Genomic DNA, 12,161 nt, shown 5'->3' with positions numbered 1-12,161 from the left:
TTCTCCTCAATTTGGCGTCGTCACCATCAGCCAGAAGATGGTGACGACCGCCGGAAACGCCAGACACCCCAATACGAACCAGAACCTAAAATAGCGATGATAAATATCCGGCAGCGCAGCTCCCTGCGTCTCCGCCTGCGCGGCCAGATCGCGCATCCGTAATTGCAACCAGACCACGGGCAGCCAGCAGGCGCCTGCGAAGACATAGAGGATCAGGGCCGCGACCAGCCAGGCTGCGGTCATCGGATAATGCGCCAGATGAACCAGCATCAGCCCGCTCAGCGGCTGGAAAATCACAGACGGCGTGGTGAACAGCCAGTCGGCCAGAACCACGGTCCGCGTCGCCCAGGCGATAGCGCGCACATCGCCGGAACGGTGCGCCATCAGCATGAAGAAGGCCGTGCCGACGCCCGTGCCGAACAGCACGGTCGAGGACAGGATGTGCAGCCATTTGATCGTCAGATACAGCATTGCAAGCCCGCCCCGCCGTGGTATGCCTTGCCCGACTATAGCCGCCGGAAACGCCATGTCCACGCTTCCTGAGCCTGTCGTTCTTGTTTATGACGGCGCCTGCCCGTTCTGCGCGGCGGCGGCGCAGACCGTGCGCATCCGCGAGGCGGTCGGGGCGCTGCGCATCGTCAATGCGCGCGAAACGAAGGATGCGCCGCTTCTGGCACAAATCCACGCGCAGAAGCTCGATCTGAACACCGGTATTATGGTGAAGTTCGAGGACCGTCTGTGGCATGGCGTGGACGCCCTGCATCTGCTGGCGATGATCGGCTCCGAACACGGCTGGCTGAACCGGCTGAACGTCGCCCTGTTCCGCCATCGCCGTCTGGCCGTCATCGCCTATCCGCTAATGAAGGCGGTGCGCAATCTCAGCCTGTTCATTCTGCGCAGGCCGCAGATATGAGTGGCCCCATCTTCGCGCCGGTTTTCGGCCTGCCTTGGGCCGACCTGCCGCCCGCGATTCAACGGCACTACGCCAATCGTCCGTTCACGCATGACCGCGTCACGGTGACGGGACAGCTTGACATCCGCATGGGCTGGATGATGCGGCTTGTAGCGCCGCTGATGGGCGCTCTGGGTATGTTGACGCCTGTGGGAGGCGAGGCGATTCCGTGTACGGTGCAATTCCTCTCCGAGCCGGACAACAAGGCCTTCATCTTCGAGCGGCGCTTTCTGTTTCCGGGCCGCAAGCCCTATGTCTTCCGCTCGCGTCTGGTCCCGAAAAGCGGCGCGCGCGTGGTCGAATATATGGCTTGTGGTGTGGGTTGGGATTGCGCCTACAGCTTCGAGGGGGACGAGGTGCGACTGCGCCACCTTGGCTATGTCTGGCGGCTGTTCGGCGCCGACCTGCCGATTGGCTGGCTGGCGACGCCGCTGCTGGGACGCGGCGAGGCGGTCGAGCGCGCGACGGGCGAGGACAGTTTCGCCATGTCGATGCGCCTCAGCGGCGGCCTGTTCGGCGCGGCGATGGCCTACGGCTATGCCGGAAGCTTCACCGTGACGGAGATGGCGCTCGATGGCTGACGTCCTCATCCTGGGCGGTTATGGCAATTTCGGCAAGCGCATCGCACTTGCCTTAAGCGCGCGCGGCGTCCCTGTCATCGTCGCCGGACGCGATCCCGGAAAGGCCGAGGCTTTGGCCGCCCAACTGCCGCGCGCCAGAGCGGCGCGGATCGACATCCACAACGGATTAGACGCCGCCCTGCGCGATCTGCAACCCGCCGTCGTCATCCATACCTGCGGCCCCTATCAGGGCAGCGACTATGCGGTGGCGCGCGCCTGCCTGCGCGCCGGATGTCATTATGTCGACCTGGCCGACGCGCGCGATTTCGTCCGCGACTTTTCTGCGCTCGACGCCGAAGCCCGCGCCGCAGGCGTGACCCTGATCAGCGGCGCCTCGACGGTGCCGGGCCTGTCCTCCGCCGTCATCGAACGCTTCCGGCCCGACTTCGCCCGACTCGACGCGCTCGATTTTGGCATTTCGCCAGGCCAGAAGGCCGAGCGCGGCCTGGCCACGACGCGCGCCATTATGAGCTATGTCGGTCGCGCCTTACGCCCCTTTGCCGGTCATCCAAAAGCCTATGGCTGGCAGGATATCCGCCGCCAGACCTATCCAGTCATGGGCAAACGCTGGCTGGCCAATTGCGAAATTCCCGATCTTGACCTGTTACCGTCCGCCTACGGACTATCCGATATCCGCTTCGGCGCAGGGCTGGAGCTGGCGCCGCTGCATCTGGGCCTATGGGCGGCGTCGTGGCTGGTGCGTTGCGGCCTGCCTCTCCCGTTGGAAAGGCTGTCCGCGCCGCTGTTGCGTCTCAGCGACGCTTTCAACGCCTTCGGCTCCGATATCGGCGGCATGCACATGATCCTGCGCGGCGAAGGTCACAACGGCGCCCCGCTGGAAAAGCGCTGGTTCATCATCGCCGAAGCGGGCGACGGGCCGCAGATTCCGTGCGTTCCGGCTATCCTTCTGGCGCAGCGCCTGTACGAAAAAGGCCCCGGTCTGAGAACCGGAGCCTATTCCTGCGTCGGCCTTGTGCGCCTTGAAGATTATCTCAAAGCGCTCGAACCGTTCGCCATTTCGGTGTTTTAACCACCCAGAAAATCGGTCTTGCCCAGCGGCACGCCGCAATGGCGCAGTATGGCGTAGGCCGTGGTGACATGGAAGAACAGGTTGGGAATCGCAAAGCCGGTCAGGTAGTTGAGGCCGGTGAATTCAATCGTGCGGGAGGGAAATTTCAGCACGATGTCGCGCGTTTCGGCGCCGGCAAAGCCCGCCGCATCGACTGACGAGATGAAGTCGATGGTTTTTTGCAGACGCTGATGCAGTTCGGCAAACGTCGCTTCGTCATCGGCATAGGACGGCACCTCAACCCCACCGAGGCGCGCCGCCGCGCCCTTGGCGGTGTCGGTCGCCAGTTGGATCTGTTTGACGAAGGGCAGCATGTCCAGGGCCAGCCGCGCATTCAGCACGACCTTTTCATCGATCTTCTTTTCCTCCGCCCAGGCCTCGGCCTTGGACAGGATGGCTTTGAGATTGCTCAGCGCGCGCACCATGATCGGCGCCGACGCCTGATACATATTTATCGACGAAGCTTCCTGAGACATATGTTATCATCCTCTGATGTCAGATTGAAACCGACATATGGGGCGGCGCGTATAGGTTGGAAGTGGGCCTTTGCAAAAAGATGCGGCAAAATGACGCCGCGCCCTCTTGCAGGACTCAACAGTAACCATTATTGTTACGTTTAGGCGCTGACGCGCCCCTCAGATGGAGATTTTAGACATGAACCGCGTCCTTTCCCCGCTCTTCGGCGCCACAGCTCTGGCGCTGGCCCTGTTCGCCGCGCCCTCGTTCGCCGCCGACACCTACACGCTGGAGCCCACCCATACCTCGGTGACCTTCCAGTACACCCATTTCGGCTATTCGCATCCGACGGGCAAGTTCATGAACGCCAAGGGTTCGGTGACGCTCGACGACGCCAATCCGGCCAATTCGTCGGTTGAGGTCTCGTTTGACATCAGCGGAATCAATACCGGCGTTCCGGCGCTGGACGAACACCTCAAGAGCGCCGATTTCTTCGATGCGGCTCAGTTCCCAACCGCCACCTTCAAAAGCACCAAGGTCGAAGTGACCGGCAAGGACACGGCCAAGGTCACGGGCGATCTGACGATCCACGGCATAACCAAGCCGGTCGTGCTGAACGTCAAGCTCAACAAGGAAGGCGTCAACCCGATGATCAACAAGAAGGCTGTCGGCTTCACCGCTACCGGCACGATCAATCGTTCCGACTTTGGCATGGGCAAATATGTGCCGATGGTCAGCGATCAGGTTGATCTCTACATCGAAGCTGAAGCCAACTAATTCAGGGAGGCGGCCGCGAACCGACCGCCTTTTCACATGCGCCGCCTTATCATCGCCCTTGGCCTGCTGATCGCGCCCGTCCCCGCTATGGCGGCGCAAACCCTGCATTTTGAACCTGATCACACCTCGGTGATTTTTCAGTACCCGCATTTTGGCCTGTCGCACCCAACGGGTAAGATTATGGGCGCTCAAGGCGCGCTTGTTCTGGACACGGACGATCCGAGCCAGTCCAGCCTCGACATCACGCTGGATATGGCGACCCTGACCACGGCCCTGCCACAGTTTGACGCCATGCTGAAAGGCGAGAAATATTTTGACGTGACGCAGTATCCCGACGCGCATTTCGTCAGCACACAGATTACCCTTACGGGCGACAAGACCGCCGATGTCACGGGCGATCTGACCCTGCACGGCATCACTCAGCCGGTGACGCTGCATATGACCTTCAACGCCAAGGCCTTCAACCCAGCCCTGTTCAAGACCGGTTATGGCTTCTCCGGAACCGCCCGCATCAGCCGCAAGGCGTTCGGGCTTGGAAATTACGAGCCGATTGTCGGCGACGACATCGACCTGATCATAGATGCGGAAGCTTATTGAAATGACGCCTACCTTGTACATTCCGCACGGCGGCGGCCCATGCTTTTTCATGGACTGGTCGCCCGCCGATATGTGGGACGAGATGGGCGCCTATCTGAAGCGCCTGCCTGCCGATGTCGGGGAAAAGCCCAAGGCGCTGCTGATCGTCTCGGCGCACTGGGAAGAGGCCGAGTTCACCGTCCAGACCAAGCCCAATCCCGGTCTTCTGTTCGACTATTATGGCTTTCCGCCGCATACCTATGAGCTGTCCTGGCCTGCGCCGGGCGCGCCGGAGCTGGCCGCGCGCGTTCAGGCGCTGGCGGCGGCGGCGGGCATCGCCGTGCGCGCCGACGCTCAGCGTGATTTCGACCATGGCGTCTTTATCCCGATGTTGCTGGCCTGGCCGGAGGCCGACATTCCGACGTTCCAGCTATCGCTGAAGGCCGGACTGGACCCCGCGGCGCATCTGGCCCTGGGCCGCGCCCTGGCGCCCCTGCGAGAGGAGGGCGTGCTGATCATCGGCTCGGGCATGAGCTATCACAATCTGCGCCGCCTGATGCAGCGCGACATGAACGGCGATATGCGCCACGCCTCGCATGACTTCGATCAGTGGCTGCAAGAGGCTGTGCAGGGCGACCGCGACGCCCTGCTCCGCTGGACCGAAGCGCCGAACGCGCGCCTGTGCCATCCGCGCGAGGAGCATCTGCTGCCGCTGATGGTGGCGGCGGGCGCAGGCGCAGATGACCCGGCGCGCATGACCTATCACGAAGACAGCCTCGGCCCGACCGGGGCCGCCATCAGCGCGTTTCAGTTCGGCTAAACGCAAACCGCAGCCCGGCTTAACGCAATAGGCCGTCTAAGCGTTTGGCGCAGAATTTCCCTCTGGCGTTTTTATATCGTCTGCGCGACACAGGTGCGGCCATTCGCAAGCCAAGGAGCGCCCGATGTACGACCTGCATATCGCCAACAAGAACTACTCGTCCTGGTCCTTGCGTCCGTGGATTTTGCTCAAAGCGTTGAATATTCCGTTTACGGAGCATATGCATTATTTTGCGCCGGATAACTCCGCCTTCAAGGCGTTTTCGCCATCGTCCCTGGTTCCTTGCCTTGTCGATGGCGCGGTGACGGTCTGGGATTCGCTGGCCATTGTCGAATATGTCGCCGAAGACCATAAACTGGTCTGGCCGGATCGCCGTGAAGCGCGCGCCTATGCGCGTTCGGCGGCGGCGGAGATGCATTCTGGCTTCTCCACCCTGCGCTCCATCTGCTCGATGACGGTCGGCGTGCGTATCAAACTGTTCGACACGCCGCCTGCTCTGATCCGGGATCTGGCGCGCATCGACGAAATCTGGCGCTACGGCCTCGCCAATTTCGGCGGTCCCTATCTGGCGGGCGGGCGCTTTACGGCGGTGGACGCCTTTTACGCGCCGGTCGTCTTCCGTATCCAGACCTATGGACTTGGCTTCGACCTCAGCGCGGAGGCGCGCGCCTATGTTGACCGCATGCTGGCTGAACCGGCCATGCAGGCCTGGTACATGGCCGGCATTGCCGAAACCCAGCGCGACGCCAGCCATGACGACGAAATGGCGCGCGTCGGGACCGTTATTGAAGACCTAAGAGCGAAATAGCCACGATCACGCCGCCGCGCCTGTTGGAAAGAAACGGTAATAGCTCTTGCGCGGCGGCGCTCTCCTCGCCTCTCGCCACAGCGGCGGAAACCGCCTATAGGCTGCGGCAGTATGTCCGCTCCCGCCGCCCTGCTTGATCCCGCGCCGCAACCGGTCGCCACGCCGCCCGCGTCCAAGGCGCCGCGCTTCGCCGAGTTCGTCGCCCTGATCGCGTCAATGATGGCGCTGGGCGCGCTCGGCATCGATTCCATGCTGCCCGCCCTGCCGGTGATTGGCCGCGACCTGCATGTCGCCAACGAGAACAGCCTGCAATGGATCATTTCGATCTATTTCATGGGGCTGGGCGTCGGTCAGTTGATCTTCGGCATCTTGTCCGACTGGCTGGGCCGCAAGCGCGTTTTGTTGTTCGGCATCGCGCTCTATGTGCTGCTCGGCGTGCTGGCCGGATTGAGCCAGAACTTCGCCATCCTACTGGTTCTGCGTCTGGTGCAGGGCGTGTGCGCCGCGACCTCGAATGTGGTCAGCCGCTCAATCATCCGCGACCTCTATTCCGGCCGCACCATGGCCAAGGTGACCTCGCTCAGCGTCATGGTGTTTCTGCTGGCGCCGGTGCTGGCGCCCAGTTTCGGCCAAGCCATCCTGAGCTTTGCGCCATGGAGAACCATCTTCTTCGCCCTGTCGCTGATCGGGACGGCGACCGGTCTGTGGGCGTGGCTGCGCATGCCCGAAACCCTGCCGCAGGAGCGCCGCCACCGCCCCGATCCCGGCCATTTGAAGCGCGTGAGCTGGTTCATCATCACTGAGCCATCGTCGCTGTTCTACACGCTGGCGGTCATGGTGCTGACGGGCTCTCTGCTGGCCTATGTCGCGCTGATGCCGCAGATCTTCACCGACGTGTTTCACAAACCGTCCCTGATGGCGCTGGTGTTCGCGGGCTGCGCCGGGACCATGGGCGTCGCCTCGCTGGTCAACGCCTCGCTGGTCGAACGGCTGGGCATGAAGCGGATTTCGCACACCACCCTGACGGCCTTTATCGTCTTCACCCTGCTGCACACGATCTGGGCGCTGCTGGGGTTCGAGACCATAATGAGCTTCCTGATTTTGCAGGCTCTGACCATGGGCGCGATGAACCTGTCGAATTCCAACTTCAACGCTGTGTCGATGGAGAAGATGGGCCATGTCGCCGGGACCGCCGCCTCGCTGCAAGGCGTGGTCACCACCGTCGGTGGCGGGCTGCTGGCCTCGCTGATCGGTCAGGGCTGGACCGGCCATGTCTGGATCCTGCCCTTCGGCGCGCTTCTGTGCGGCGTTGTGTCAATGAGCCTGATCGTGCTGGCGGAACGCGGCAAGATGTACCGCAACTAGGCGCGCGCCAACTCCGCCTCCATCCATCCCATATCGTCGTCGCTAAGACCGAAATGGTGCCCGGCTTCGTGGATCAGGATATGGGCGACCAGAGCTTCGAGCGTGACGCCGGACGCCGCCCATTCATCGAGGATCGGACGACGAAACAGATGGATCATTGGCGGCATATCGCCGGTCATGGCCTCCATTTCGACAGGCCGCCCGGTGTAGAGCCCGGTCAGTTCAAACGGGTCGTCGATCTCAAGCTGATCCAGCATGTCTTGCGGCGGGAAGTCCTCGACCACCAGCACCACGCCGTCCAGATAGCCGGCGAACGGCTGCGGCAGCTTCTCCAGCGTCGCCCGCGCGAGGGTTTCGATATCGCCTAAAGACGGTGGAAGGCCGAAGCTCATTCGGCGGCGGTTTTGGAATGATCGCCAGGATGAATTTCGACAGGCTTTTCGCCGTCCCATACAACCCAGTACTGGCCTAGCCTGCGTTTGCGTTCGATGGCCTCCACTACGGCATCCTGGAGTGCGTTCAACGCATCGTGCGACTCCTCCTCAGCCATTTGGAGGGCTGGCTTTGAGATGGATGTCATTGCGTAGCCTTCCGCACGATCAAATTGAAAAGCTCTTTATTCCCGATTAAACGAACTTCGCCGATGTTTGTGAACGCAAGCCAGCTATCTGCGGAACTTCGCTTCTCAAGAGGCAAGTCATTTATATAGCAAAAGCATCTGTCGACCTTCATGCTGTATCTATATAAGAGATTTCGCAAACTTTTACCATAACGGCGATCAATGGCGTCATTCGGAATAGCGTGACCGCCTGCCTGAACGCGTTCTTTCACACGCGCTCTGGAGACTTCGACGTCATGCAAAGCAAGATAATAAAGCCCAACTTCCCAGCCATCACATTGGAGCCGTTCAATGAGTGCGAAGATAACTCAAGCCTGACAAGGTCGTTTCGAAGGCGAAATCCTCTCTCGCCTCGATAAAATCTTCTATTTGCTGAAGATATAAACGGCCAGCCTTGCCTTGGGCTCGTGATACGTCGAGCGGCGACAAAACCACGCGCAATCTCATCCGCATTGGCAAAATTGTGAATTCCCAAAATAGGCAGGTATTTCAGCGCAAACGTCGTCTTGCCTGCGCCGTTCGGTCCCGCGATGATCAGACATCGCGGCATAACCTAACCTTCGATGTCTTCCGGCAGGCCGACGACATGGAAGCCCGCATCGACATGGACGACTTCGCCGGTCGTGGACAGGCCAAGGTCCGAGGCCAGCCACAGGGCCGCGCCAGCGACGCCCTCCATTGAGGTTTCTTCCTTGAGCAGAGAGAACTGGCCCGACTTGGCGTGCAGCGAGCGGCCGCCGGAAATCCCCGCCAGCGACAAGGTGCGCATGGCGCCCGCCGAAATGGCGTTGACGCGGATCTTCTTAGGGCCGAGGTCGCGCGCAATATAGCGCGTCGAGGCTTCGAGCGCGGCCTTGGCGACGCCCATGGTGTTGTAGTTCGGAATCACGCGCTCCGAGCCAAGATAGCTGAGCGTGACCAGCGAGCCGCCGTTCGGCATCAGCTCGGCGGCGCGACGCGACACATCGACGAAGGAGAAGGCCGAGACGTTCATGGCCAGCAAAAAGCCTTCGCGTGAGGTGTTCTCGACGAACGAGCCCTGCAGCTCGTTCTTGTTGGCGAAGGCGACCGAATGGATGACGAAGTCGATCTCGCCATAAATCTCTTTCAGCTTCGCAAACGCAGCGTCCATCGAGGCGTCGTCGGTGACGTCGCATTCGATCAGATGCTTGACGCCGATCGATTCGGCCAGCGGCCCGACGCGACGCAGCAGGCTTTCGCCCAGATAGGAAAACGCCATGTCCGCGCCCTGCGCCGCCAGTTGCGAGGCGATGCCCCAGGCGATGGACTTGTCATTGGCGACGCCCATGACCAGGCCCTTCTTGCCCTTCATCAGCTCGCCCTTGGGGAAATTCCAGTCGTCGGACATGCGTGTCTCTCTTATTTTAAAGGTCTTCTTTACAGGTCTTCTTGTTTACAGGTCTTCCTGGGACAGGATCAGCGTGCCGTTGGTGCCGCCGAAGCCGAATGAGTTCGACATCACGGTGCCCAGCGGCCCGTCATGGCGCTGACGCAGGATGTTCATGCCGTCGAAGGCCGGATCGAGATTCTCGATATGCGCGCTCTCAGCGGCGAAGCCGTTCTGCATCATCAACAGGCAGTAGATGGCCTCCTGCGCGCCCGCCGCGCCGAGGCTGTGGCCGGTCAGCGACTTGGTCGATGAGATCATCGGCGTCTGATCGCCGAAAACCGCGCGCACTGCGCCCATCTCCTTTTCATCGCCCACCGGGGTCGAGGTGCCGTGCGGGTTGAGATAGTCGATCCGGCGCCCGCCCGCCTCTTTCAAGGCGATCTTCATGCAGCGCTCGGCGCCCTCGCCCGACGGGGCCACCATGTCATAGCCGTCCGAATTGGCCGCATAGCCGACGATTTCGGCGATGATGTTGGCGCCGCGCGCCTTGGCGTGCTCGTAGTCTTCGACCACGACCATGCCCGCCCCGCCCGCGATGACGAAGCCGTCGCGGTCGCGGTCATAGGCGCGTGAAGCCACGGCGGGGCTGTCGTTGAAATGGGTGGACATGGCGCCCATGGCGTCGAACATGTCCGACAAGGTCCAGTCCAGCTCCTCGGTGCCGCCGGCAAAGACCATGTCCTGCTTGCCCAGCATGATCTGTTCCGCCGCCGCGCCGATGCAATGCACCGAGGTCGCGCAGGCTGATGAGATCGAATAGTTGACGCCCTTGATCTCGAACCAGGTGGCGAGCGTCGCGGAGGGGCCGGAACACATGGCCTTGGGCACGGCGAACGGGCCAATGCGCTTGGGCGAGGTTTTTTCGCGCGTGACATCCGCCGCCGCCACAATGGCGCTGGTCGAAGGACCGCCTGCGCCGAAAATAATGCCGGTGCGGTCATTGGAAATCAGGTCTTTTTCCAGCCCGGCGGAAGCGATCGCCTGCTCCATGGCGATATGGCCATAGGCGAGACCCGGCGACAGGAAGCGCGCCGCGCGGCGATCCACCAGCTCCGTCCAGTCGCCGAGCGTCGGCGCGGCGTGGACCTGACATTTAAAGCCCAGACGCGCATAATCCTCGGCAAAAACGACGCCGGAACGCGCATCCCGCAGCGACCGGGTGACTTCGTCAGCGCCCGTTCCGATGGAAGATACGATCCCCAAGCCCGTAATGACGACTCTACGCATATAAACGTCCTAATTCAGTTCCCTGTGGTGATCCCGCGCCGTCTTGAGCGGCTTACAGGCTTTTGGCGTCGAACAAACCGACGCGCAGGCCCGACGCCTGATAGATGGGTTTGCCGTCGGCTTCAACAACCCCGTCGCCGATGCCCATGATCAATTTACCGGCCATGACGCGCTTCATGTCGATCTTGTAGGTGACGAGCTTCACGTCCGGCGTGACCTGACCTGTGAACTTGACCTCGCCGACGCCGAGCGCGCGACCGCGGCCCGGATGGCCGAGCCAGCCGAGGTAAAAACCAACCAGTTGCCACATGGCGTCGAGGCCAAGGCAGCCCGGCATGACCGGATCGCCGATGAAGTGGCAGGCGAAGAACCATTGTTCCGGCGAAATGTCGAGTTCGGCCTCGATATAGCCCTTGTGATGACTGCCGCCCGTCTGGTCGATCATATTGATGCGATCCATCATCAGCATGGGCGGCGCAGGCAATTGCGCATTGCCGGGGCCGTACATCTCGCCCCGGCCGCAGGCCAGCAGGTCTTCGTAGGAGAAGGAGGAAGGACGATCGCTCATGCGGTTTTCAAGGCTCCAGGCATCCCGGCGCCGCCGCGTCGTCGATGCGTCAATACGTAATTTCAAGGAAGGATGCGTTACACGAGGCGGGCCTTCGGCTCAACCCCTTTGCGGCGTTTGTAACGATTTCGGCGCGCTGTCAGGACGCTGGCGGCGGGCCGAGGCCTGTCAGCAGGTCGGGGCGCTGACAGACCTGACCGTCCTGCGCGCCCCAGAGCCGGGCCTGTGGCAGCCAGCCGGTAACGCCGTCAATGGAAACACGGCACCAGGCCTTGTCGCACTTGTCGAGGCCAACAAGAGCACGCGGTTGCACCACCGCCTTGACGACGGAGGTTTCGTTCGGATCGGCGCGTATCTGCACCTTTTGCCCCGCGGGCGTCAGCACCTGCTTGCGATTGGTCAGAAGCGTGCGGCTCACCCAGGCGACGCCGCCCGATGGATCGCAGATCAGCCGCCAGTCGCGGGTCTCGGAAATGATCTGCACCGGCAGACCCGGCTGCTTGTAGGTCCACAGCACGGCGTTATCGGTGCTGGGGCCGTTGCGGGCGTTGACCTCCTTGGCGCGCAGGGCCGCCCAGCGCGGCACGGGCAGGCCGGAGGGCGTGTCGTAACTCTGTTCGGCGTCGGCGTGCGCCTTGCAGCCGCTCAGACTCAGCGAACCCGCGATCAGCAACAGCGCAAAGCCGATCGCCGCCATCCCGCTTTGGACTTGAAAACGCGTCGGCAAACCGCTTATGTGCGCGGAAGACTCTGATGATGAACGGGCTTCGGACATGAGCGCGAAAACTGTAACGATGACGATGAGGACGGCGCGCCGTCGCGACCGTTCCGCAGCATCCGCACCAAGCGTTCAGATTTGGTAAACAGAAGACTAATTTTCAGGGCGCCGCTTC

At 61.9% G+C, this 12,161-nt stretch carries 16 protein-coding genes; 8 read left to right on the top strand and 8 right to left on the bottom strand.

Features of this window, described 5'->3' with window-relative positions; translation table 11 throughout:
• Positions 1-6 precede the first annotated feature (6 nt).
• Complete coding sequence (locus tag ACTHLA_RS15730; protein ID WP_440191501.1) at positions 7-471, bottom strand: DUF2269 family protein; 465 nt, start codon at positions 469-471, stop codon at positions 7-9.
• Between the two features lie 55 nt (positions 472-526).
• On the opposite strand from ACTHLA_RS15730, the gene ACTHLA_RS15725 reads away from it, so the two are divergent.
• From ACTHLA_RS15725 to ACTHLA_RS15715, 3 genes are read left to right on the top strand one after another with little or no spacing between them, the layout of a single operon-like run.
• A complete protein-coding gene (locus ACTHLA_RS15725; protein WP_440191498.1) occupies positions 527-913 on the top strand; it encodes a DCC1-like thiol-disulfide oxidoreductase family protein in 387 nt (128 codons plus the stop codon).
• Positions 910-1,533 (top strand): DUF4166 domain-containing protein, encoded by a 624-nt coding sequence (locus tag ACTHLA_RS15720; RefSeq protein WP_440191495.1) that lies wholly within the window; start codon positions 910-912, stop codon positions 1,531-1,533. The genes ACTHLA_RS15725 and ACTHLA_RS15720 overlap by 4 nt, the downstream gene beginning before the upstream one ends.
• Entirely contained in the window at positions 1,526-2,602 is a 1,077-nt protein-coding gene (locus ACTHLA_RS15715; RefSeq protein ID WP_440191492.1) for a saccharopine dehydrogenase NADP-binding domain-containing protein, read from the top strand. The genes ACTHLA_RS15720 and ACTHLA_RS15715 overlap by 8 nt, the downstream gene beginning before the upstream one ends.
• Here the strand turns inward: ACTHLA_RS15715 and ACTHLA_RS15710 are convergent.
• On the bottom strand, positions 2,599-3,117 hold the full coding sequence (locus ACTHLA_RS15710; RefSeq protein WP_440191489.1) for a DUF1993 domain-containing protein: 519 nt from the start codon (positions 3,115-3,117) through the stop codon (positions 2,599-2,601). The two genes, ACTHLA_RS15715 and ACTHLA_RS15710, sit on opposite strands and share 4 nt — an antisense overlap.
• Before the next feature lie 178 nt (positions 3,118-3,295).
• Between ACTHLA_RS15710 and ACTHLA_RS15705 the strand changes: the two genes are divergently transcribed.
• From ACTHLA_RS15705 to ACTHLA_RS15685, 5 genes are all read left to right on the top strand, one after another.
• Positions 3,296-3,874: a YceI family protein gene (locus ACTHLA_RS15705; RefSeq protein ID WP_440191486.1), complete on the top strand. Its 579-nt coding sequence runs from the start codon at positions 3,296-3,298 to the stop codon at positions 3,872-3,874.
• Positions 3,875-3,910: 36 nt separating this feature from the next.
• Complete coding sequence (locus tag ACTHLA_RS15700; protein WP_440191483.1) at positions 3,911-4,471, top strand: YceI family protein; 561 nt, start codon at positions 3,911-3,913, stop codon at positions 4,469-4,471.
• Position 4,472: 1 nt separating this feature from the next.
• Positions 4,473-5,270 (top strand): DODA-type extradiol aromatic ring-opening family dioxygenase, encoded by a 798-nt coding sequence (locus tag ACTHLA_RS15695; protein ID WP_440191480.1) that lies wholly within the window; start codon positions 4,473-4,475, stop codon positions 5,268-5,270.
• A gap of 124 nt (positions 5,271-5,394) precedes the next feature.
• On the top strand, positions 5,395-6,078 hold the full coding sequence (locus tag ACTHLA_RS15690) for a glutathione S-transferase family protein (RefSeq protein ID WP_440191477.1): 684 nt from the start codon (positions 5,395-5,397) through the stop codon (positions 6,076-6,078).
• A 111-nt stretch (positions 6,079-6,189) separates the two neighbouring features.
• A complete protein-coding gene (locus ACTHLA_RS15685; protein ID WP_440191474.1) occupies positions 6,190-7,443 on the top strand; it encodes a multidrug effflux MFS transporter in 1,254 nt (417 codons plus the stop codon).
• Here ACTHLA_RS15685 and ACTHLA_RS15680 read toward each other — a convergent pair.
• The 6 genes from ACTHLA_RS15680 to ACTHLA_RS15655 all read right to left on the bottom strand — a co-directional run bounded on the left by ACTHLA_RS15680 (position 7,440) and on the right by ACTHLA_RS15655 (position 11,965).
• Positions 7,440-7,835 carry a metallopeptidase family protein gene (locus tag ACTHLA_RS15680; RefSeq protein ID WP_440191471.1) on the bottom strand — a complete coding sequence of 132 codons (396 nt, stop codon included), beginning with the start codon at positions 7,833-7,835 and terminating at the stop codon, positions 7,440-7,442. The two genes, ACTHLA_RS15685 and ACTHLA_RS15680, sit on opposite strands and share 4 nt — an antisense overlap.
• Complete coding sequence (locus tag ACTHLA_RS15675; RefSeq protein WP_440191468.1) at positions 7,832-8,023, bottom strand: hypothetical protein; 192 nt, start codon at positions 8,021-8,023, stop codon at positions 7,832-7,834. Before ACTHLA_RS15675 ends, ACTHLA_RS15680 begins: the two co-directional genes overlap by 4 nt.
• Positions 8,024-8,615: 592 nt before the next feature.
• Complete coding sequence (locus tag ACTHLA_RS15670; protein ID WP_440191465.1) at positions 8,616-9,431, bottom strand: enoyl-ACP reductase FabI; 816 nt, start codon at positions 9,429-9,431, stop codon at positions 8,616-8,618.
• A 45-nt stretch (positions 9,432-9,476) separates the two neighbouring features.
• On the bottom strand, positions 9,477-10,700 hold the full coding sequence (fabB, locus tag ACTHLA_RS15665; RefSeq protein ID WP_440191462.1) for a beta-ketoacyl-ACP synthase I: 1,224 nt from the start codon (positions 10,698-10,700) through the stop codon (positions 9,477-9,479).
• 52 nt (positions 10,701-10,752) lie between these two features.
• Positions 10,753-11,268, bottom strand: a complete 516-nt coding sequence (gene fabA / locus ACTHLA_RS15660; RefSeq protein WP_440191460.1) for a 3-hydroxyacyl-[acyl-carrier-protein] dehydratase FabA — start codon at positions 11,266-11,268, stop codon at positions 10,753-10,755.
• A 139-nt stretch (positions 11,269-11,407) separates the two neighbouring features.
• Positions 11,408-11,965, bottom strand: a complete 558-nt coding sequence (locus ACTHLA_RS15655; RefSeq protein WP_440191457.1) for an SH3 domain-containing protein — start codon at positions 11,963-11,965, stop codon at positions 11,408-11,410.
• Positions 11,966-12,161 lie beyond the last annotated feature (196 nt).

The sequence above is a fragment of the Asticcacaulis sp. genome (genome assembly GCF_051956075.1).
GTDB lineage: Bacteria > Pseudomonadota > Alphaproteobacteria > Caulobacterales > Caulobacteraceae > Asticcacaulis.
This window is presented reverse-complemented; position numbering and strand designations above follow the sequence as displayed.